This window comes from Hanamia caeni (assembly GCF_003721595.1).
In the GTDB taxonomy this organism is placed as follows: Bacteria; Bacteroidota; Bacteroidia; order Chitinophagales; family Chitinophagaceae; genus Ginsengibacter; species Ginsengibacter caeni.
This window is the reverse complement of sequence record NZ_RJJR01000002.1, coordinates 464,046-484,585: the sequence shown is the minus strand read 5'-3', so window position 1 is coordinate 484,585 and position 20,540 is coordinate 464,046. Positions and strand designations below refer to the sequence as shown.

The window sequence follows — 20,540 nt, the reverse complement described above, 5'->3', positions numbered from 1 at the left end:
ATAGCATTTTATATTCCGGATAATTTTTTAAAAATTTCAGCAGCCTGGTAAAACAATTCTTCGGTATGCCGGGATACGTACAGCATCTTGTCTTAAATAAAAAATTCATCTATTAAACCTTTGGCAGAGCAAAGCATCTAAAAATGAAAATAAGTAAAATGAAAAATTTGCGAATTTTTATTCCGCTGATTTTAATTATAATTTTTGCTTCAATTTCAGCATGCAGGCCTTCACGCGTAGTGGTCAGAGAGAGACCGCCTGAACCTCATTTTGTTCAGCCTTTGGCGCCAGGTCCAAATTATATATGGCATAGCGGAGAATGGATACGAAGCCGCAATACTTATATTTACCGGAAAGGTTTTTGGATAAAAGCGCCTTCATACAGAAAACATTACGCCCCGGGCCATTGGCAAAGGAAAAGAGCAGGATGGGTGTGGATTTCCGGCCGTTGGCGATAAGCGCCTTTTGTAATTCTATAAGCGTTCATTATTTTAATCCTATTTTTAAAACTTCAATTCTTACACTATGTTTAAAAAAACTCTGCTCGCGGCATGCTTGTTATTTTCTATGCAGGCCTTTTCTCAAAAATATAATAAGGCAAGCTACAGCCCGGAAAAGTTTTTTCGTATAGGAGCCAAGGCTGGCGTCAATATTAATAAAATCTCAGGCGAATCTTATAAAGAAGGCTTTTATTATAATTACCTGTTGGGAGGTTTTATGCAATTCAATTTTTCAAGAACGCTTGGATTTCAGCCGGAAATAAATTTTGTACAATCTTCTTCCGAATTTTCAAATAGCGCAAGCAATGTGTATGACGATCTTTTTAAATCTGGCGACCAGCGGAAAGCAAAACTGGATTATGTAAAAATCCCATTGCTGTTAAATGTAAACGTAGGGCAAAGCAACAGGGTAAAATTGCAATTAGGCCCCCAGTTTGGAAGCCTGCTCAATCAGCATGTTGACAACCTGAATACCGATAGGAATATTTTTAAAAAGAGTGATTTTTCTGCTGTGGGCGGCTTGTGGATTCAGCTTCCACTTGTGAACCTGGGCGGCCGATATGAAATCGGGCTCAACAATATTAATGATATTGATAACTCGGAAAAATGGAGAAATCAGGCCTTCACCATTTTTGTGGGAATTACTTTATAAACATCATTTTGATAAAATTTATAAACCCGTCTTAAGTGATGGGTTTTTTTGTACATTCAATTACAAAAACTGTATTGAATGAACCAAATCGCACTTGAGAACTTGCTTTTAATCGATATTGAAACCGTTTCGGAGAAAGAACATTACCATTTGTTAGATGATAACTGGAAAGAATTATGGAACGAAAAAATAAGCAGGCAACTGCCTGCAGATACATCGCCTGAAGAATTTTATCCGATGAGAGCCGCTATTCTGGCTGAATTTGCCAAAATAGCCTGCATCAGTTTTGGCTATTTTAAAAAAATAAACAATGAGTGGCAATTGCGTATAAAATCGTTGTGTTCAGAAGATGAAGTGCAACTTTTAAATGATTTTTTAATTACGCTGAAAAAATTACATGTTACTAATCAAAGATGGATTTTGTGCGGGCATAATATCAAAGAATTTGATGTGCCGTTTTTGTGCAGAAGAATGTTGATTAAGCATATTCCGCTGCCTTCCTTCCTTGATTTTCAAAATATGAAGCCCTGGGACACTCCGGTTCTTGATACGCTGCATCTTTGGCGCTTCGGTGATTACAAGCATTATACTTCTTTGAAACTTTTAGCCGCCGTGCTGGGCGTTCCCTCTCCTAAAGATGATATAGATGGCAGCCAGGTAGGAAATGTATATTGGAAAGAGAAAGACCTGAACCGGATTTCCATCTATTGCGAGAAAGATGTGGCTACGGTAGCCAATATTATTTTAAGATTTAAAGGCTTACCCTTATTAAAAGAAGAGCAGGTTGTTTTTGTTGACCGCTGACAAAATAAAAAAGCAGGAATTTTCTGCTTTACTGTATTAAAAAAAGCTGCCAGGGGGTCGACAGCAAATTATCTTTTTAAAAAAGAATTCGAATTTTCAGGAAATCTTCTCTACCTGCATGTAGCTCAACTCTACGGGTGTTGCGCGGCCAAATATTTTAACCTGCACTTTCAATTTTTTCTTTTCGTCGGTCACCTCTTCTATTACCCCATTAAAATCATTGAATGGACCATCGATAATTTTTATGGTTTCTCCTACTATAAATGGTTCGCTCATTGTCATGCCGCCCGCATCAGCCATCTCATCTACTTTACCGAGCATTTTGTTAACTTCTGATTTTCTAAGACTGATAATTTCGCCTTTTGAGCCTTTGCCATCAGTTAAGAAATGCATTATATTGGTAGTGTTGCTAAGGTGCTGAACCATTTCGCCGGTGAGTTTTCCATCAACCACTTCTATCATCACGTAACCCGGGTAAAAGTTTCTCTCCCTCATTACTTTTTTGCCATTCACTACTTTATACACCTTTTCCACCGGCAAAAAAACCTGGAGAATATCCTTATCCCATCCTTCCCTTATAATATCTTTATCGAGGTATTCTTTTACCTTTCTTTCTTTACCACTTACCACCCTCAGAACATACCATTTGGTATTCTTTTCGGGAGAGGCAGACTTAATCTCATCCGAAGCGACTTTTTGTTCGTTTTCTTGATTTTCTTCTGACATGATTATTTAAATAAGGAATAAATAAATTTTAAAACGCCGTTCGACACAAAATCCATCAGTGCTACAATAGCTGTAATGATGATAGTTGCAGCCAACACTATCATGGTTGATTGTTGCAACTCTTCCCATGTAGGCCAGGTTACTTTATGCATTAATTCCTTGTAGGAATCACGAATATATAATGCAACTTTATTCATACATATTAATTTATTAATTAGCTAATGTGCTAATGTGCTAACTGAGGTGCCGTAGCATTAGCATATTAGCTAATCAGCACATTATCACATTAACTTTGCACGGGCACAAGGATTCGAACCCTGATCAAAGGTTTTGGAGACCTCTATTCTACCATTGAACTATGCCCGTAAAAACCAAATTAGCTAATTAGCAAATTTGCTAATTAGCTAATTTATAATTAAAAAGATAAAAAATCCTATTTTAAGATTTCTGTCACCTGTCCAGCGCCCACTGTACGTCCGCCTTCACGAATAGCGAATTTCAAACCTTTTTCCATCGCGATAGGCTGGATTAGTTTTACGGTAAGTGAGGTGTTATCGCCCGGCATTACCATTTCAGTACCTTCAGGCAAAGTTACTTCACCAGTAACGTCAGTAGTTCTGAAATAGAATTGTGGACGGTATTTATTGAAGAATGGAGTATGACGTCCGCCTTCTTCTTTGCTCAATACATACACTTCTCCCTTAAATTCTGTATGTGGAGTGATAGTCCCTGGCTTGCAAAGCACCATACCACGACGAATTTGGCTTTTTTCAATTCCGCGAAGTAATAACCCTGCATTATCTCCTGCTTCACCCTGGTCAAGTAATTTCTTAAACATTTCAACACCGGTAACAGTAGATGTCAATGGTTTTTCCATCAAACCTACGATTTCAACGGGTTCACCCACTTTAATGCGTCCTCTTTCGATACGACCTGTAGCAACAGTACCACGACCCGTAATAGAGAATACGTCTTCAACAGACATTAAGAAAGGCTGATCAACCGGGCGCGGAGGTAATGGAATGTATGTATCAACTGCATCCATTAATTCGTCAATCTTAGCAACCCATTTATCATCACCGGCTAAAGCGCCTGTGGCTGAACCTTGTATAATCGGTGTATTATCACCATCAAATCCATAAGAAGTTAACAATTCGCGGATTTCCATTTCTACCAGTTCCAACAACTCAGGATCATCAACTAAATCCACTTTATTCATAAACACTACTATACGTGGAACACCTACCTGGCGAGCTAAAAGAATGTGTTCTTTTGTTTGAGGCATTGGTCCATCTGTAGCAGCAACTACCAGGATTGCACCATCCATCTGGGCAGCACCTGTGATCATGTTTTTTACATAGTCAGCATGGCCGGGACAATCCACGTGTGCATAGTGACGGTTTGCTGTTGCATATTCAACGTGTGCTGTATTAATAGTGATACCCCTTTCTTTTTCTTCAGGAGCGCCATCAATATCTGCATAATTCTTTTTTTCCGCTAAACCTTTTTTAGACAAAATATCGGTAATAGCGGCTGTAAGGGTTGTTTTTCCATGATCAACGTGGCCAATAGTGCCAATGTTAACGTGGGGTTTATCCCTTTTAAAACTCTCTTTTGCCATTTTTTTTGTTTTTAATTTTTATTATAAAAATTTAAATGTACTATCCCTTATCCGAATGAATAGTTATTTTTTGGAGCGGAAGACGAGGCTCGAACTCGCCACCTATAGCTTGGAAGGCTATCGCTCTACCAAATGAGCTACTTCCGCTTGCAATTATTTCAACTTTCAACCATCAACTTTTGAACGTAGAGAGCTGTTGATGAGAATTGAACTCACGACCTCTTCCTTACCAAGGAAGTGCTCTACCCCTGAGCTACAACAGCTTGAAAGAAGTCAAACGTGCTATTTCAAAAAACTTGTAGTGGGCAGAGTAGGGTTCGAACCTACGTACTCGTGAGAGAACAGATTTACAGTCTGTCGCCTTTAACCGCTCGGCCATCTGCCCATTTCTGATTTCCGGAAACTATTAATAAAGAATCCAAAACCATCCACAACGCTCACTATTTTAAGAGCCAGTAGAGGGATTCGAACCCCCGACCAGCTGATTACAAATCAGCTGCTCTGACCAACTGAGCTACACTGGCATACATCGATTTACCTCCTTAAAATGAACTTGACACAAAAAAACTACCTGTAGGGTTATTTTTTGGGAAGGCAAAGGTAATGGAAAATGTTTAATGGAAAAATTTTGAAAAGAAAAATTTATTCCAAAAAAAGAGCCCTTCACCGTAAAATTTGAGGTCACAAATTAGCTCTTTTCCTTCATCAAATAATCTTTATGTGTTCAAAAAATTATCATCTTCCTATTTTTGCCAGACTTTTTATTTAACTACTCTCTTTTACTAAGTCCATCAAAAAAATCCAGACTCTTTTCTTCCAGTTATGCTGTTAGTGAAAAACAAAAGAAAAAGCAATGACAAACCGACAAATATTTTTAAATCATATTGGCCAAACTTCACCGGATCCGCTTGCACTGGAAATTGTGAGAGCGAAAGATTGTAATCTCTATGATCTAAAGGGTAAAACATACATCGACCTGATTGGAGGAATAAGCGTATGCAATATCGGCCATTCAAATCCAAAAGTGATTAAGGCCATACAGCAACAAGCAGATAATTTCATGCACGTGATGGTAAATGGCGAATTGATTTTATCACCACAAACAGCGTATGCCCGGGCACTTGTCGAAAACTTGCCACCTTCTCTCAATTCGGTTTTCTTTACCACATCAGGAACAGAGGCTACCGAAGGAGCGATGAAACTGGCCAAAAGATTTACCGGGCGAACGCATATCGCCGCTTTTAAAAATTCTTACCATGGCAGTACCCAGGGTTCTCTGAGCATTCTTGGAGATGAATATTGGCGTAATGCTTTTCGGCCATTGCTGCCTGCAATTGTGCACCTGGAGTACAACCATTTTGATTGCCTCGAATTAATAACTGAGGAAACCGCATGTGTCATTGCTGAAACCATCCAGGCAGAGGCCGGCGTAATCGTTCCGGAAAAGGAATGGATGCAGGCGTTACGGAAAAAATGTACTGACACAGGAACCTTATTGGTTTTGGATGAAATTCAATGTGGGTTTGGAAGAAATGGAACGCTTTGGGCTTTTGAGCAATTTGATATCGTTCCTGATGTACTTCTATTAGGCAAGGCCCTTGGAGGCGGGATGCCATTGGGCGCCTTTATTGCAGATAAAAAAATAATGGATTGTTTAACCAACAATCCCGTATTAGGCCATATCAACACATTTGGTGGCCATCCTGTTTGTTGTGCCGCAGGCCTGGCTGCTTTTGAAGTATTGAAGGAAAATAAACTGGCGGAAAAAGTTTTAGAAAAGGAAAAGCTTTTCCTTTCTAATTTGACAAATATTTCCGGGATAAAAAAAATCCGGAGCCGCGGATTAATGATTGCATTGCAATTTGGAAGTTTTGAACAAAATAAAAAAGTAATTGATGGGTTATTAGAAGAAGGTGTTTTTACAGATTGGTTTTTGTTTGCCCCGGAATGTTTAAGAATCGTTCCTCCGCTAATTATAACCGAAGACGAAATCAGAACCTCCAGTGAAGCAATAAAAAAGGTAGTTCCTTATTTGAAATGATTCTAAAAAAATTAAAGATGAGCCGTTTAATAAAATCTTTTGGCTGGGCCCTAAGTGGTTTAAAAGACTGTATTCTTCATGAAAAAAATTTCAGAATACAATATATTATTGCGCTCGGAGTATTAGTTGCCGGATTCGTTTTTTCAATTTCCCTAAATGAATGGATGATAATCTTATTGTCGTTTGCGGTAGTTTTATGCTTTGAAATCATCAATTCGGCCATTGAAAAACTCTGTGATTTGGTAATGCCTGAATATCACGCAGTCATCAAAAAAGTGAAAGACATGTCTGCTTCAGCCGTGCTGCTTGCTTCAATTATTGCCTTTATTATAGGTTGTATTATTTTTCTGCCGAAAGTCATATCCTTGTTTTAGAAGATTTGGAATTAAGCTGCCGATTTTTAATTTTATAAAAAAATCTTATAAATGATTAGACTTTTCCTCGTTTTTGTGGTGATGATGGCGAGTGTTCGCAGCTATTCGCAAAGCTGGAAAGTATATCCTTACAAACCAGCGGGAAGCATTATATCGTTTCCCATAGATGAAGGCCACCATACCGCAGAGCCTATAGAATGGTGGTATACTGCCGGTCATCTCACCGGATCACAGTCAGGGAAAACCTACACCTATATGCTTACTTATTTTTATTACCCGGCTTCTTCTTACGGAGGCTTTCGGATTCTTAATATCACTGATGAAGCAACGGGCCTTTTTTACCAGGATGCCAAATTCGTTCGATATACCACACTTTCTACCTCGCATCTTGACATTCAAGCGTCAGTAACCGGCGGTGGCAGCGAATTCTGGATTACAAAAATTGATTCACAAAATAAACTGATTCCGTTTGAATATAGTATTAATGCCGCCTCACCTGCTGGCAGCCTTCAACTGGATTATATAAGCACTAAAAGACCCTTGATTCTGGCCGACAGTGGCTACCTGAAACAAGGGCTTGCTAATTACACTTATTATTACTCTCAAACCACAAACCAGGTTAGTGGAAAATTGACTTTGAATGGCATCACAGAAAATGTAACCGGCACTTCGTGGATAGACAGACAATATGGCGATTTTGACCGGCTTATGGGCGAAAAATATGAATGGTTTTTCCTTCAATTATCCAATGGAATGGATATAAATGTTTGGAATGTATTTACCTCAGATAATAAATTGCCGGCCAACTCCAAATACCGCATTTTATCCTCATATGTAAATGACAACACCCAATACACTACAAGCGATTTTAAAATTGAGCGCTTAGGATTTAACTGGATGCCCGACAGCCAGATGTGTTATTCTAATAAATGGCGGTTAACATCAGCAATTAACAAAATTGATATTACTTTTTCTACGAGACAAAATAACAATGAAGTGCGATACCCTTTTCGTTTTTTTGAAGGGGCTACTGATGTTTCAGGAACGGTTAACGGCGCCGGGGTAAACGGGTTTGGTTTTGCGGAACTTCTTCATTCTTATGAATCTCCTTCTATTCAAATTACTTACCCTTACACGGGCGATTATGATGTAAAAAAGGCAATTTCCTGGCACGTACAAAATCCCGATGAAGGAAATCCATTGAGTTACGACGTGTATTATAGCGTCAATAACAAAGAGTCATTTATACCCATCGCCACTTCTATACAGGATACATTTTATTTATGGAATGATGCGAGTGCCGGTAATCAAGGTGAAATTTGGTTTAAAATTGTTGCACATTCAATTGATGGAAAGTTACATGGAACCGCTGTTAGTGAAAACAGTTCAACCATAATAACCGAAAGAAACAATCCGTTAATACTTTATCCCAATCCGGCAACTGATTTCATCTATTTTTCCCCGGTATTTCAACTGGATAACCCCGAATGCGTTATCGTAAATGAAAGCGGGCAAGTACTTAAATCTTATAAAGCCAATTCACTTACCTCAAAAATAGATGTAAGCTTTTTGCCGAAGGGAATCTATTTCCTTAAGATGGGGGTTGAGAAAAAAATTGTAAGAAAATTTATTAAGCATTAAAATAAAAATTCAGGATATTTCTCCATTTGCTATAGCTGCCTTTGTGGTAAAATCAATTATTCTTTAAAAATCAAGCCCCATGCTGAAATAGAAAATTGGTTTACCCCGGAAAAAACCATTCATTGGCCAACCGGCATCAAATTTCAAAAAATATCCTAAAAGCGTGCTGCGCGCACCAAATCCATATCCGCCAAGGAAAGGGCCGATGCCCGGTGCCTTTAAATTGACCGAAACCGTAGGATTTTGTGGATCACTGTAAGTAATATTTGGTCTTCCGATTTTATCGTAAGCGCCATTCCACGCAGTGCCAAGATCAATAAATTGGATTAATTGGAAATTTCTTATAAAGGCGTTGTTAATGGGTTTATCCAAAAACGTAGTGAAAACCGGCAATCGAAATTCACTATTGATAACAGTTGCATTGTTTCCATTAGCCGCATTTTGAATAAAGCCGCGAAGATTCACTGCTAAAGACTGAAATGCATAATTCTGATCAGGAGCAGGCTGGTTGGATGGATTGAAATATCGATAGGTTACATTCCCATCTTTTCCTCTTTTTTGGTTTGAGCCAAACATAAACCAGTTATCTATTCCGCCCAGGTAATAAATCAGCTTTTGATTGCCCCAACTAAAATCACCGGCCACTCTTCCTGCCCAAATAAAGTTTCTGTAAATAGGATAATAAACCCTTGCGTCAAAACCAAGATTTAATGTGGAGCGGCCTACGGCATTCGATGGAATTTTATTTATTTGCGTATTATAATCAAGATAAATTTTATACCGGGCACCATCCCAAATGTTCTGAGCAGGATTTAAGGTGTTGTCATATACATATTCCAAATGCATCAATCCATAAGCATTAGCGTTTGCTTTGACTGAAAGTGACAAAGGATCCACTCCGCTGATTACGACATTATCCCTCCTTACTCCAAAATTCAAGCGGAGGCTCCTGATTTCATCAAATGGATAGGAAACACTTGCCTGATAAAGGTTAGAATACACTTTGCCCGGATAGTATCCTGTACTGTCTCCAAATGTTACTGATTGTACATTGCGGTAATACATTAAACCCCAATCTACTTTCTTTCTCAGGTTTGAAAACTGGAACAACCAATCGTTGTCTTTTAGATTGGTGGATAAACGGAAGCCTCCTGAAATTTTAATATCTTCCATAATGTCTGCGGTTCCGAGGTTGATAATTCCATTGAGACCATTATTACTCGAAAGGGTAATAGGCCCTGAGCCGCCGGTATAAATCTGGTACTTTGTCCCCAACACATTATTATTAAACCCGGCAATGATATAATCTGCTGCAAATTTCCTGGGTTTATACGGATATAACCTTGCGGTTGAAAGCACCAAAGATTGCTCAGGATGCGTCTGGTTTCTTATCTCAGCTATCCGCGCACTATCTTTATTTTCCGGCTTAAACTCATGTTGAAAAATATCTTCTTCCTGCGAAAGCGGCTCCGGCGCTGCTATTTCTTCTCCGGCACCAAGACGATTTTTAGCCATCACTTCTTTCATATAGGTGGTAGCCCTGGCGGTTACATTACGCCTGCGGAGTGTATTTTCATCTATTCTTAATTTATAAAGAATTTTATCATCGCTTTGGCGCGTTACTTCACTCACCTGGTGATCCTCGCCCGCTTCTCTTGTTTCCAGGATGCTGCTTTCGTAATTTGAAAGTGGAAACACATAGGCAGAATCATGAGAAATGGCCACTACAGCGATTGAATCCACATCCTGCTTATGATACACTTTTAATGTGGAATCTATTTCCGGAATATCCGGGTTTCTTAAAATCTCATCCCCAATCAAAACAAGCGTATCCACGCCGGTAGTGCGGGTTGTAAAAAATCCGGCGTAGCGATTCTGAATACCGCTCATATCGCTCAGGAAGGTAAAATAGGCATCGCTATAGGTGGACGGATAGCGGGCATCCCCAAATTTCAATTTTGTTAACTGGCTGATTTGAGCCACACCCGGCCTGCCGGTTTCAAAGCTTGTAACCAGGAAAATATTAAACCGGTTATTCATCAAAGCCGTATCGCCGCCTTTGGCATCTCCGGATGGTCTGTTGCTTGAAAATATAATTCCTGTTTTGTTGGGCAGATTAATATAAGATGGATCAAGGTCGTCGTAAACATCATCTGTTACCTGCTTTACCGTTCCGTGAGCCACATCGTAGGTATAAATATCAGAATGTCCGTTTCTGACGGCGCTGAAAAGTAATGTCTGGCTGGTAACCATGTATTTCATATCCTGCACCTGATCAAAAACGTCTGTAATATCCCTGTCTATTGGCTTTTGCGTTGAAATTACATCATACACAAAAAGCCGCAATCGTCCCTTGTCTTCATACAAAACAGAAAGCCTTTGGCCTTTAGGATCCCAGGCCATCATAGGGTAATTCGGGTTTATCTCATTCTGTCGTGTCTTTACGCCAAACTTCAGCAGTACTTTTTGATCACCGTCTTCATCCAGGATTAAACTGTATTTTCCTTTTTTGTATTGTACCACAGCAAAGGAATTGTTCCGCTTATGAGGGTTTACATTAAAATGAAAATAATCAACTCTTTTACCAACAGTATAATCCGTTATTTCACTTCCTTTAGGATAATTCTTTCTATGCGCAATGTCATTCTCATATTTTTCCTGCTCATACTGCATAAAATTTGCGAGCAAATCCTTAAACCTTCTCACCTTGGTAACCTGCTGAGTAGCGCGTTTTAGACTCTTGTACACCCTTGCGAGGTATAATAAATAAGAAGTATTTTCCTTCTTATACTTTTCTTCTATATAATACCAAAAGGCATGGCCGGCCAGCAGGGGCTTATCAAAAGCCAGTTGATAAAAGGTTTTGTATTTACCACTTAAGATTTCATTTTTCAGTTGATCATCAAGTTGCGGGCTCCAATTTTCACCAACATAGGCAATATAGCCATCAATAAGCCATTGTGGAAGATCCAATAAGGCTGCATTTCCGGCAACCTCTCCGAGGTCTTCACCAAACAAAATGTTTTGAACTAATATTCCTGCTATTCCTTCACGGATTTGCTTACGCAGATCTGCATGGTTGCTGGTATAATAGACAATCATTTTATTATTTACCAGCTTGGTAACGCCGCCTGCATTTTGCCAATCCTGCCCAAGGCCGATGTTACTTTGCTTCATTTCGTCAAACGTATTATAAACGATGATGTTTGCCCGGCGCTGGAGGTTATACTCAACAAATTTTTCAATGCCGGGAAGCTCCTGTTCTGCTACCTGCACCACGTATTTCGCGAGTTCCTGGCCATCCTGGCTAAAGTATGCGTTAAAATTTAATGTCTGATAATATTGCCATTTGAATTTTTTATATTGAACCCTGTTTTTGCCAAACTGCACCGTGCTCACCTGGGCATTTGCAAAACCCACAGCCAGTAGTAAGATGAAAAAGGGAATAATTTTTTTGTATATTACTTTCTTGTGATCTTGCATTGCTTTACATTATATATCGCCCTAAAATTAATCGTTTCGGCTTAATCAGTAAAATGAATTTATCCTTACGGCAAATAACAGAAATATGTTTCAAATAAAGACTTTTACTTTCAATCCGGTGCAGGAAAACACATACATTCTTTATAATGAAAACAATGAATGTATTATCATCGACCCCGGCTGCTATTTTGATTCAGAAAAGGAAGAACTTACGGCTTTTATTAAAAATCATAAACTGGAACCCCAACTGTTATTAAATACTCACTGTCACCTCGACCATGTATTTGGCAATAAATTTATTGCAGAAGAATTTAAATTAACGTTAAATACTCATTTACTGGAAAAAGAAATCCTCGAGATGGCCCCTGCGTCGGGATTAATATTTAACCTGCCCTTTGATAATTACCAGGGCGATGTGATTTATTTGAAAGAAGGGGATGTGATTTCTTTAGGAGATGATAAGTTGCAGGTGATTCATGCGCCAGGGCATTCGCCCGGAAGTATTTACTTTTATTGTGAAAAACAAAATTTCCTGATTGGAGGAGATGTGCTTTTTCAAAACAGCATTGGCCGCACCGATCTGCCGTATGGAGATCACGATGCGCTTATAAAAAATATCAAAGAAAAACTTTTCAAACTTCCACCCGCTGTAACAGTTTATCCCGGCCACGGCCCGGAGACTACTATTGGGAGTGAAATCAAAGGAAATCCATATCTCCAATAAACATGGATTTCACTGTAATCTCTTTGCAGTAAAAGGATAAATAAACCGGATTTTTATTTTCAGGATTTTTGATTGCTCAGTTCCGCGAAATATTTATGGAAATAGGGAATGGTTTCGATGCCCTTGTTGAAATTTTCGATACCATATTTTTCATTGGGTGAATGAAGATTGTCGCTATCCAGGCCAAAACCCATAAATACGATTTTCACATTCAATACTCTTTCCAGAATAGTGCAAATCGGAATGCTTCCACCGCCTCTTACCGGCACCGGAGATTTTCCGAAAGTAGTTTCAATAGCGCGCGAGGCCGCTTTATACCCGATACTATCAATGGGAGTGAGATAGGGCTCTCCTCCATGATGGCTAAAAGCCTTTACCGTGACTGAAGAAGGAGCAATCGATTGGAAATAGGCAAGTAGCTTTTGAGTTATTTTTTCAGAATCCTGGTTGGGAACCAGGCGTGCAGAAATCTTGGCCGTGGCTTTTGAAGGCAAAACTGTTTTAGCGCCTTCACCTTGGTAGCCTCCCCAAACGCCATTCAGTTCCAATGTAGGCCTTATACCGGTTCTTTCGATAGTCGTATATCCTTTCTCTCCCCAGGTTTCTTTTGCACCTGTTTCTTTTAAATAATCCGCTTCGCTAAATGGCGCCTTGTTCATTAAGCTTCTCTCCTGTTCAGAAACCTGGACCACATCATCATAAAACCCGGGAATAGTAACATGATTATTCTCATCATGGCAGCTTGCAATCATTTTTGCCAAAACCGTAATGGGATTAGCCACAGCGCCGCCATAAGTGCCACTATGAAGATCCCGGCCCGGACCTGTCACTTCTACTTCAATATAAGAAAGCCCGCGAACACCAATATCGAGCGAAGGATTTTGCATGCTCAACATCGAACTATCGCTGATAAGGATTACATCCGCTTTTAATAGTTCTTTATTTTTTTCAACAAATTTGCCAAGGTTGGGTGAACCCACTTCCTCTTCTCCTTCAATGATGAATTTAATATTGGTGGAAAGTGAATTCGTTTTTGCCATTACTTCCATGGCCTTCACATGCATAAAAAACTGGCCTTTATCATCTGCAGAACCCCGGGCAAAAACTTTTCCGTCTTTAATCACGGGCTCAAAAGGCTGGCTGTTCCACAATTCCAGTGGCTCGGGGGGCTGCACATCATAATGGCCATATACCAAAACAGTAGGTTTATTCTTATCAATTATTTTCTCCGCATACACTACGGGAAATCCATCAGTCTGCATCACGCGGGCAGAATCAGCGCCTGCCGACAACAAGCTTTTCATTACGGCTTCTGCACATTTAGCCATATCTTCTGTATGTTCTTTTTTGGCGCTAACAGATGGAATCCGTAACAGCTCCATCATCTCGTTCAAAAATCTGTCTTTATTTTTTTCCTGGTATTCTTTCCATTCTTTCATGATTCATTATTTTTTAATCGGGGTTTACGAATATAAATCTTTTTTAAAAGGATATGTTAGAAGAAAGATAATTACCAAAATCTCAAAAAAATCATTATAAAATATTTGGATTTGAATGTTGGTATTCTTTACATTTGCACCAGATTGCTTTTCAATTTATCAGCCTTTGTTTTAGTTGCTATCAAATGGTAGCCTCTATACAAAGGCTGAGACAATTTAGGAAGAGCCTCTCACTATTTTTTCGCTACGTTGCGGATTTTTGCAGATTAAATATTCCCTTTATCCAACTTCCCCTTGACTTTAAATTTTTAAATAGCCTGTAATAATATTCCTTATTAAATAACTGTGAATCGTGCATGGCCTTATAGGTGAGGAAAAATCCTACCGGCGACAAAATGATCACTGGCAGCCACATGCCTATAATGGGTGGCATCACATGATCTTTAGTAAATTTTTCTCCAAAAATATTGAGCAGGTAAAAAATCATAAAGAACAGCAGTGCCATTACCAAAGGCATGCCCAGACCGCCTTTGCGAATAATAGAACCTAACGGAGCACCAATAAAAAATAATACGAGGCATGCCACAGACATTGATAGCTTTTTGTGCCATTCTATCTGGTGTTGCGTGAAGTCTGATTGCTGGGCTTTATAGTCTGAAACGGAAGCCTCCAATAAATTGCGCGTATTATTTACCTGGTTTATAGTTTGGTCAAAAACGGATGATTGTAAAGAATCGGGTATCAGTACATCAAATGAGTCAACTTTTTTTTCAGGCATTTTTTCCTCAAAGGAAGAAATTTGCTTTTTAGTTACCGCACTATCCTTATACCTTGAATATCGCACGTAGGAAGAAAGTTCTGATAAATTTCGCTTATATAAAGAATCAGGAACCTGCTTTAGCGAATCAAGATCCACATTTAGCTGGCGCATCGTTTTCATGCGGATATTATTCATGAAAAGACTGTCTGATGTCTTTTGAAGATTCAACTGGCTCAAGTCAAAAAGCTTGTCATATTCTTTAAAGCGCAGATCGATAAATTCATTCTCTTTATAATTAAAATTTCCATTTTCCTGGTAACGGTTGCCATTTACCAGTTGGAACTGGAGAAATTTTTTGTTGGTGGTAACAGACATTTTTCCACCCTCAGAAATTATAGTATTATCCTGGATGCTGTTGGTTTGTTCATAAATAAGCACTTTATGAAGCGTACTTCTGTCGTTGTCTTTTTTATCTACTTTAATTGAAAATCCCTGGAACCCGTTATAAAAAACGCCATCCTTCAAATCAAACGCCGGGCTTTTTTCATAAATATCGTGATAGATCACTGCAAATTTTAAATTAGCGACCGGCGCAATATAATTGGCAAACAAAAATGCCACGCCCGAAAGCAGGATTGAAACCAAAAATAATGGCTGCATAAAACGCAATAAAGATATTCCGGAAGACTTAATGGCAACGAGCTCAAAATTTTCTCCTAGCTTCCCAAAGGTCATGATAGAAGAAATTAAAATGGATATAGGCATGGCAAGCGTAACAAGTGTAGCGCTTGCATAAATTAAAAATTCAATCAGCGTCAATATATCTAATCCTTTCCCTACCAGGTCGTCAATATATTTCCACAGAATTTGCATCATAAACACAAACAGCGTAATAAAAAATGTGGCAATAAAAGGCCCCACAAAGGCTTTTAATATTAATTTATCAAGTTTTTTGAACATGTAATGTAATCCGGCCTTAAGTGTTTTGTTGTAATTTTCAAAAATGAATGAAGCAGCAAAAATACAGCTTTCAAAACGCGAAATGGAATTGGTAAATAACACCGAATGGATTTTTACAAAACAATTAATACTTAAAAAAGTGTATCAAATCCTCGGAAATCTGCATCATCATTTTAAAAAAGTGGTGATAAGAGAAAAAGAGTCTTTGCCTGCAATCTGGCAAAAGCCGGGAGGTAAAATTTCTAAAGGTGAAAATTATAGAGGGTTGCCTTATGCCATATTAGATTATCCAGCATCTTTCAGCAAGGAAAATATTTTGGCAGTAAGAACCATGTTTTGGTGGGGAAATTTTTTTAGTGTGTCGTTACACATTTCCGGGAAACATCTGGATAAGATGTCAAATTTTGATGAGGGAATTCTTTTTCTCCGGGAAAAAAAATTTTGGATCTCAGTTCATAATGATCAATGGGAACATCATTTTGAAGAAGATAACTTTGTTGAAATTAGTGAATTAAGTGAAGATGAAATTGCAAAGCTGCGCAGCAAATTTTTTCTAAAAATCGCTAAAAAAACCGCCTTAACAGAATGGAATTCTACTTTTGAGTTCCTGGAAAACGGATTCGAAGAAATTATCCGTTTTATTCAAATCAGCTTCCCAGCCTGTGAAACAGATCTTTAACCTGCGTTTCCCAAAGCTGGCTTTGATCTTTAATTTCTTTCTTTTCTGCAAAATCACTAATCACCAAAATTGTTTGATTGGTAACTTCAGATTTTTCTATGCTAAATTGAAAAAATTCTTCTTCGGGTGAATCTAACCAATGAAACTTTATAAACTTATTTTCCTCAGTTTCCAAAACCTTTGCTTCTTCTGCCGCTCCTCCTGACCACGAAAAGCTAAACAGATCTCCTTCATCTTCTACTTTATCAGCAAACCATTCCTGCAAACCCGAGGATGTAGAAAGGAACTCATATAAAATGGCTGGTGAACATCTTACAGGGTACTCGACAGTATATTGTATTTTTTTACTCATCTTAATATTGATAAAGTCATTATCTGCAATAATAGAAAATAAATTAACTAACAAGCCATATTTGTCATTTTTTTTAATAATTAATTTTAAAAAAAACATATTTTATACCGGGAATGAAATAATATTCTTTTTCTACATACTTTAAGAAGCAAAGTGAACGTTGATTATTGTACAAAAAACATTCAATTAAACCTTGTTTGTTTTAACATTTTAAATAATCACTTCATGAGTTTGCGTCAATTAAAGATTACAAAGTCTATTACCAACCGCGAAAGCGAAAGCCTGGAAAAATATTTACAGGAAATAAGCCGGGTAGAAATGGTGACTCCTGAAGAAGAAGTCAGGCTGGCAAAGCAAATAAAAGCTGGCGATCAAAAAGCTTTAGATAAGCTTACCAAAGCCAATCTCCGTTTTGTGGTTTCTGTGGCCAAGCAATATCAAAACCAGGGGCTAACGCTTCCTGATCTTATAAATGAAGGCAACTTAGGCCTCATTAAAGCAGCGCACAAATTTGATGAAACCCGCGGTTTCAAGTTCATTTCTTATGGAGTATGGTGGATTCGTCAAAGCATTATGCAGGCGCTGGCAGAACAATCAAGGATTGTAAGGTTGCCGTTAAATAAAGTAGGCCTGACGAAAAGAATCAGCCATGCTTATTCACATTTGGAACAGGAATTTGAGCGGCCGCCTAGCGTAGAAGAATTAGCCAGCTATCTTAAAGTAGATATGGAAGAAATCTCAGCCACCATGAATGTAGCCGCCCGGCACCTGAGTATGGATTCGCCATTAAGCGAGGGCGAAGAATCCACGCTCATTGATGTATTGGTAAATTCAAATGCTGAAAGCGCCGATAAGAAGATTATGTTCAAAGATTCTCTAACAAAAGAATTGGAAAGGTCATTATCATTATTGTCGCCGCGCCAGAGAGAAGTTATCTGCTATTATTACGGAATTGGTATAGATAATCCCCTGAGCCTTGAGGACCTCGGCGAAAGATATAACCTTACCAGGGAACGGGTGAGGCAAATAAAAGACCAGGCGCTCAAAAAGCTTCAGACCTGCGCAGGCTCCCATCTTTTAAGAGACTATATGGGGGTATAAATTTCATAAGTTAGTTTTTGTCATAAGAAAGATCAGATGTTAGCTGAACGTGAACGTATTAACCCGCGTTCACGTTTTTTTATGTCTTTACCAAAATAAAAAATCTTAAATATTTCTAGGTTCACTGGCAGCATGCTTTCTCTATTGCGAAATCTACCCAATCTAAGGCGGATATATTGCTGCAACAGAGTTGGATAAATGTTATACAGAATACTCACAATGCCGATTTTTAGCCTTTCCTTTTTGTCCATCGGGTATTTCCTAATAATGAGATAAAAGTTTCTGCCTCGTCTAAAATTAAATAATTTCCTCACCGTCCTTCAGCAATCTGCCTATTTTTGCAGGCAATGAATGAATATTTCAAAATAGGAAAACTGGCAGCTACCTTTGGTACAAACGGGCAATTAATTCTTCAGCATCATCTTGGAAAAAAAACCAGTCTTGATGGATTAGGCGTTTTTTTTATTGAAGAAAGTAGAAATTCATTTCTGCCTTATTTTATTACATCCACAAAAATTAAAAATGATAGTGAAATATTTGTGTCTGTAGAAGGAATTGATTCAAAAGAGAAGGCACGAACTTTAATAAAAAAAGAAGTGTGGCTTGACGAGCCTGCGTTTAAAAAGTTTGCTGCTAAAACTTCTCCTATTTCATTCCTGGGCTTTACGGTTGTTGATAATAAAAAAGAACTTGGCGAAGTGCTTGAAGTGGTAGAACAGCCTCACCAGGTGTTGTGCAGAATATTAATGGACGGCAAAGAAGTGTTGGTTCCTGTTCATGAAAATTCTTTAGAAAAAATTGATACAAAAAACAGGAAGCTGTATGTGAATCTGCCCGAAGGATTACTGGATGTTTATTTAAATATTTAAGAAGATATTGTAAGCTTTCCACCAATGCAAAAACTGCCAAAAATAATTGTGCAATATTTATTGATTTACTCTTTCAGCCTGATTTAAAAATTTAATTCCTTTTTTCTATTACATTTATGCTCTCTTGACCATCGAAAAAACGTATATCGCTTTATGAAATTACAATTGATAGATTACCTCATTATCGGAATTTATTTTCTTTTTGTAATTGGCATTGGATTTTTATTAAAGAAAAAAATTAAGACTGCCAGTGATTTCTTAATGAGCGGACGAAACATCCCGCTTTGGATAACGAGCCTCGCGTTTATTTCCGCAAACCTCGGCGCGCAGGAGGTGCTGGGCATGGCGGCCAACGGGGCAAAATACGGTTTATACACGGCCCATTTTTATTGGCTCGGCGCCGTTTTTGCAATGGTTTTTCTCGGCCTTTTTATGATGCCGTTTTATTATGGAAGCAAGGCCAGGAGTGTCCCTGAATATTTAAAACTCCGTTTTGATGAAAAGACCAGAACTTTCAATGCGTTCACTTTTGCGGCTATGACCATTTTTTCTTCCGGCATTTCCTTATATGCACTGGCCATGCTGATGCAAACCATTTTGGGATGGGATTTTAATGTGTCTATCTGGGTGGCTGCCGGCATTGTGTTGGCGTATACATTTTTGGGTGGATTAACAAGCGCGGTTTATAATGAAGTACTTCAATTTTTTCTCATAGTTTTAGGAATTGCGCCGCTGGTATTTATTGGCTTTCACCAGGCAGGTGGCCTGGATGGGATTTTAGCAAATGTTGAAAATGCTAAGCTACATTTATGGAAAGGAATGAGTAACCCCGCGGCCAACCCGATGGGAACCGATGCATTTAGCTTAATATTCGGTCTCGGTTTCGTACTGGCATTTGGATATTGGTGTACAGACTTCCTGGTAGTACAGCGGGCAATGATTTCCCATAATCTGAATGATGCCAGGAGAACGCCAATCATTGCCGCAATGCCTAAGATTTTTATGCCGCTAATTGTTATTGTACCAGGCATTCTTTTATTGGCTTTGCAAAAGCAATATTCGGGATTTGAACTTCCTAAAAATATAAATGGCCAAACGGATTATAATATGGTGCTTCCGCTGCTGCTCTCAAAGCTATATCCCAGCGGCATTTTAGGAGTAGGCATTACGGCGCTCATCGCTTCTTTTATGTCTGGGATGGCAGGAAATGTTACAGCGTTCAATACTGTATTTACTTATGACTTGTACCAGAGCCACATTAAGCCTGACGCAAGTGAAAAACATTATTTAAATGTAGGAAAGGCCACTACCGTCATCGGGATTTTGTTATCTATTCTTACAGCCTACGTCGCACGGGGCTTTAACAGCATCATGGACTTACTGCAATTGGTGTTCAGTTTTGTGAACGCGCCGTTATTTGCCACCTTTTTGTTGGGAATGTTTTGGAAAAAATGCACATCAAATGGCGCTTTCTGGGGATTGTTATCAGGCACTGCTACAGCGGCGCTCACCTACTCGCTCACCATGGCTGAAGGCAAAGGAGGAACGATAGCCAATCTTCATACTTTTTATTCCGGAACCAGCCAGGCTTTTAACATAGCGTGGATAGCATTTACCGTTTGCCTGGTTGTTACTTATCTTATCAGCTTATTCACTGAAAGAAAGCCCGAAAATCAGTTGGTGGGTTTAGTTTATAGCCTTACGCCCAGGCAACAGGACAAAAACCGTGTGTGGTACAAAAATCCCTTATGGCTCGCCATTATCGTTTTAGTGGTTACGTTATTATTAAATATCATTTTTTATTAAAAAGAATA

18 protein-coding genes and 5 tRNA genes are annotated in these 20,540 nt (G+C 38.7%); 11 read left to right on the top strand and 12 right to left on the bottom strand.

What is annotated here, in order from left to right:
* Positions 1-158: 158 nt before the first annotated feature.
* From EFY79_RS05345 to EFY79_RS05335, 3 genes are all read left to right on the top strand, one after another.
* Entirely contained in the window at positions 159-458 is a 300-nt protein-coding gene (locus EFY79_RS05345; RefSeq protein WP_158605157.1) for a YXWGXW repeat-containing protein, read from the top strand.
* Between the two features lie 67 nt (positions 459-525).
* On the top strand, positions 526-1,152 hold the full coding sequence (locus EFY79_RS05340) for a porin family protein (protein ID WP_123119635.1): 627 nt from the start codon (positions 526-528) through the stop codon (positions 1,150-1,152).
* Positions 1,153-1,230: 78 nt separating this feature from the next.
* Positions 1,231-1,956 (top strand): ribonuclease H-like domain-containing protein, encoded by a 726-nt coding sequence (locus tag EFY79_RS05335; RefSeq protein WP_123119634.1) that lies wholly within the window; start codon positions 1,231-1,233, stop codon positions 1,954-1,956.
* Between the two features lie 96 nt (positions 1,957-2,052).
* Here the strand turns inward: EFY79_RS05335 and nusG are convergent, their stop codons facing one another.
* The 8 genes from nusG to EFY79_RS05295 all read right to left on the bottom strand — a co-directional run bounded on the left by nusG (position 2,053) and on the right by EFY79_RS05295 (position 4,827).
* Complete coding sequence (nusG, locus tag EFY79_RS05330; RefSeq protein WP_123119633.1) at positions 2,053-2,682, bottom strand: transcription termination/antitermination protein NusG; 630 nt, start codon at positions 2,680-2,682, stop codon at positions 2,053-2,055.
* A 2-nt stretch (positions 2,683-2,684) separates the two neighbouring features.
* The gene (gene secE, locus EFY79_RS05325; protein WP_123119632.1) at positions 2,685-2,879 is read right to left on the bottom strand and encodes a preprotein translocase subunit SecE; all 195 of its coding nucleotides are present in this window, start codon (positions 2,877-2,879) and stop codon (positions 2,685-2,687) included.
* A 98-nt stretch (positions 2,880-2,977) separates the two neighbouring features.
* Positions 2,978-3,048, bottom strand: a tRNA-Trp gene (locus tag EFY79_RS05320).
* Between the two features lie 67 nt (positions 3,049-3,115).
* Positions 3,116-4,303, bottom strand: a complete 1,188-nt coding sequence (tuf, locus tag EFY79_RS05315; RefSeq protein WP_123119631.1) for an elongation factor Tu — start codon at positions 4,301-4,303, stop codon at positions 3,116-3,118.
* A 71-nt stretch (positions 4,304-4,374) separates the two neighbouring features.
* Positions 4,375-4,450, bottom strand: a tRNA-Gly gene (locus EFY79_RS05310).
* Between the two features lie 44 nt (positions 4,451-4,494).
* Positions 4,495-4,566: transfer RNA gene (locus EFY79_RS05305), tRNA-Thr, on the bottom strand.
* 39 nt (positions 4,567-4,605) lie between these two features.
* Positions 4,606-4,688 (bottom strand) — tRNA-Tyr (locus EFY79_RS05300).
* A 65-nt stretch (positions 4,689-4,753) separates the two neighbouring features.
* Positions 4,754-4,827 (bottom strand) — tRNA-Thr (locus tag EFY79_RS05295).
* A gap of 329 nt (positions 4,828-5,156) precedes the next feature.
* Between EFY79_RS05295 and EFY79_RS05290 the strand changes: the two genes are divergently transcribed.
* The 3 genes from EFY79_RS05290 to EFY79_RS05280 are packed head-to-tail and all read left to right on the top strand — an operon-like array spanning position 5,157 to position 8,359.
* Complete coding sequence (locus EFY79_RS05290) at positions 5,157-6,344, top strand: aspartate aminotransferase family protein (protein ID WP_123119630.1); 1,188 nt, start codon at positions 5,157-5,159, stop codon at positions 6,342-6,344.
* 17 nt (positions 6,345-6,361) lie between these two features.
* The gene (locus EFY79_RS05285) at positions 6,362-6,718 is read left to right on the top strand and encodes a diacylglycerol kinase family protein (protein WP_158605156.1); all 357 of its coding nucleotides are present in this window, start codon (positions 6,362-6,364) and stop codon (positions 6,716-6,718) included.
* Positions 6,719-6,769: 51 nt separating this feature from the next.
* Complete coding sequence (locus EFY79_RS05280) at positions 6,770-8,359, top strand: lipocalin-like domain-containing protein (protein WP_123119628.1); 1,590 nt, start codon at positions 6,770-6,772, stop codon at positions 8,357-8,359.
* Between the two features lie 63 nt (positions 8,360-8,422).
* On the opposite strand, the gene EFY79_RS05275 is transcribed toward EFY79_RS05280, so the two are convergent.
* Positions 8,423-11,842, bottom strand: a complete 3,420-nt coding sequence (locus tag EFY79_RS05275; protein ID WP_233577925.1) for a hypothetical protein — start codon at positions 11,840-11,842, stop codon at positions 8,423-8,425.
* Between the two features lie 85 nt (positions 11,843-11,927).
* Between EFY79_RS05275 and EFY79_RS05270 the strand changes: the two genes are divergently transcribed.
* Entirely contained in the window at positions 11,928-12,566 is a 639-nt protein-coding gene (locus EFY79_RS05270; protein WP_123119627.1) for an MBL fold metallo-hydrolase, read from the top strand.
* A gap of 59 nt (positions 12,567-12,625) precedes the next feature.
* Here the strand turns inward: EFY79_RS05270 and EFY79_RS05265 are convergent, their stop codons facing one another.
* Both EFY79_RS05265 and EFY79_RS05260 read right to left on the bottom strand, forming a co-directional pair.
* The gene (locus EFY79_RS05265) at positions 12,626-14,005 is read right to left on the bottom strand and encodes a dipeptidase (RefSeq protein ID WP_123119626.1); all 1,380 of its coding nucleotides are present in this window, start codon (positions 14,003-14,005) and stop codon (positions 12,626-12,628) included.
* A 244-nt stretch (positions 14,006-14,249) separates the two neighbouring features.
* The gene (locus EFY79_RS05260) at positions 14,250-15,725 is read right to left on the bottom strand and encodes an LptF/LptG family permease (protein ID WP_123119625.1); all 1,476 of its coding nucleotides are present in this window, start codon (positions 15,723-15,725) and stop codon (positions 14,250-14,252) included.
* 43 nt (positions 15,726-15,768) lie between these two features.
* Here EFY79_RS05260 and EFY79_RS05255 point away from each other — a divergent pair, with 43 nt between their 5' ends.
* Positions 15,769-16,404: a hypothetical protein gene (locus EFY79_RS05255; protein ID WP_123119624.1), complete on the top strand. Its 636-nt coding sequence runs from the start codon at positions 15,769-15,771 to the stop codon at positions 16,402-16,404.
* Here EFY79_RS05255 and EFY79_RS05250 read toward each other — a convergent pair.
* Complete coding sequence (locus tag EFY79_RS05250; protein ID WP_233577924.1) at positions 16,373-16,855, bottom strand: START-like domain-containing protein; 483 nt, start codon at positions 16,853-16,855, stop codon at positions 16,373-16,375. The genes EFY79_RS05255 and EFY79_RS05250 overlap by 32 nt on opposite strands.
* 126 nt (positions 16,856-16,981) lie before the next feature.
* Between EFY79_RS05250 and EFY79_RS05245 the strand changes: the two genes are divergently transcribed.
* From EFY79_RS05245 to EFY79_RS05230, 3 genes are all read left to right on the top strand, one after another.
* A complete protein-coding gene (locus EFY79_RS05245) occupies positions 16,982-17,857 on the top strand; it encodes a sigma-70 family RNA polymerase sigma factor (protein WP_123119623.1) in 876 nt (291 codons plus the stop codon).
* 347 nt (positions 17,858-18,204) lie between these two features.
* Complete coding sequence (locus EFY79_RS05235; RefSeq protein ID WP_123119621.1) at positions 18,205-18,726, top strand: ribosome maturation factor RimM; 522 nt, start codon at positions 18,205-18,207, stop codon at positions 18,724-18,726.
* A 153-nt stretch (positions 18,727-18,879) separates the two neighbouring features.
* The gene (locus EFY79_RS05230; RefSeq protein ID WP_123119620.1) at positions 18,880-20,532 is read left to right on the top strand and encodes a sodium:solute symporter family protein; all 1,653 of its coding nucleotides are present in this window, start codon (positions 18,880-18,882) and stop codon (positions 20,530-20,532) included.
* Positions 20,533-20,540: the final 8 nt, after the last annotated feature.

What these genes read in the sequence shown, in the direction of transcription:
- EFY79_RS05340 (WP_123119635.1), top strand. Translation starts at nt 526, where the DNA reads ATGTTTAAAAAAACTCTGCTCGCGGCATGCTTGTTATTTTCTATGCAG.
- EFY79_RS05255 (WP_123119624.1), top strand. Translation starts at nt 15,769, where the DNA reads ATGAATGAAGCAGCAAAAATACAGCTTTCAAAACGCGAAATGGAATTG.
- EFY79_RS05285 (WP_158605156.1), top strand. Translation starts at nt 6,362, where the DNA reads ATGAGCCGTTTAATAAAATCTTTTGGCTGGGCCCTAAGTGGTTTAAAA.
- EFY79_RS05265 (WP_123119626.1), bottom strand. Translation starts at nt 14,005, where the DNA reads ATGAAAGAATGGAAAGAATACCAGGAAAAAAATAAAGACAGATTTTTG.
- EFY79_RS05335 (WP_123119634.1), top strand. Translation starts at nt 1,231, where the DNA reads ATGAACCAAATCGCACTTGAGAACTTGCTTTTAATCGATATTGAAACC.
- EFY79_RS05280 (WP_123119628.1), top strand. Translation starts at nt 6,770, where the DNA reads ATGATTAGACTTTTCCTCGTTTTTGTGGTGATGATGGCGAGTGTTCGC.
- EFY79_RS05270 (WP_123119627.1), top strand. Translation starts at nt 11,928, where the DNA reads ATGTTTCAAATAAAGACTTTTACTTTCAATCCGGTGCAGGAAAACACA.
- EFY79_RS05235 (WP_123119621.1), top strand. Translation starts at nt 18,205, where the DNA reads ATGAATGAATATTTCAAAATAGGAAAACTGGCAGCTACCTTTGGTACA.
- tuf (WP_123119631.1), bottom strand. Translation starts at nt 4,303, where the DNA reads ATGGCAAAAGAGAGTTTTAAAAGGGATAAACCCCACGTTAACATTGGC.
- secE (WP_123119632.1), bottom strand. Translation starts at nt 2,879, where the DNA reads ATGAATAAAGTTGCATTATATATTCGTGATTCCTACAAGGAATTAATG.
- EFY79_RS05250 (WP_233577924.1), bottom strand. Translation starts at nt 16,855, where the DNA reads ATGTTTTTTTTAAAATTAATTATTAAAAAAAATGACAAATATGGCTTG.
- EFY79_RS05230 (WP_123119620.1), top strand. Translation starts at nt 18,880, where the DNA reads ATGAAATTACAATTGATAGATTACCTCATTATCGGAATTTATTTTCTT.
- EFY79_RS05290 (WP_123119630.1), top strand. Translation starts at nt 5,157, where the DNA reads ATGACAAACCGACAAATATTTTTAAATCATATTGGCCAAACTTCACCG.
- EFY79_RS05260 (WP_123119625.1), bottom strand. Translation starts at nt 15,725, where the DNA reads ATGTTCAAAAAACTTGATAAATTAATATTAAAAGCCTTTGTGGGGCCT.
- EFY79_RS05275 (WP_233577925.1), bottom strand. Translation starts at nt 11,842, where the DNA reads ATGCAAGATCACAAGAAAGTAATATACAAAAAAATTATTCCCTTTTTC.
- nusG (WP_123119633.1), bottom strand. Translation starts at nt 2,682, where the DNA reads ATGTCAGAAGAAAATCAAGAAAACGAACAAAAAGTCGCTTCGGATGAG.
- EFY79_RS05345 (WP_158605157.1), top strand. Translation starts at nt 159, where the DNA reads ATGAAAAATTTGCGAATTTTTATTCCGCTGATTTTAATTATAATTTTT.
- EFY79_RS05245 (WP_123119623.1), top strand. Translation starts at nt 16,982, where the DNA reads ATGAGTTTGCGTCAATTAAAGATTACAAAGTCTATTACCAACCGCGAA.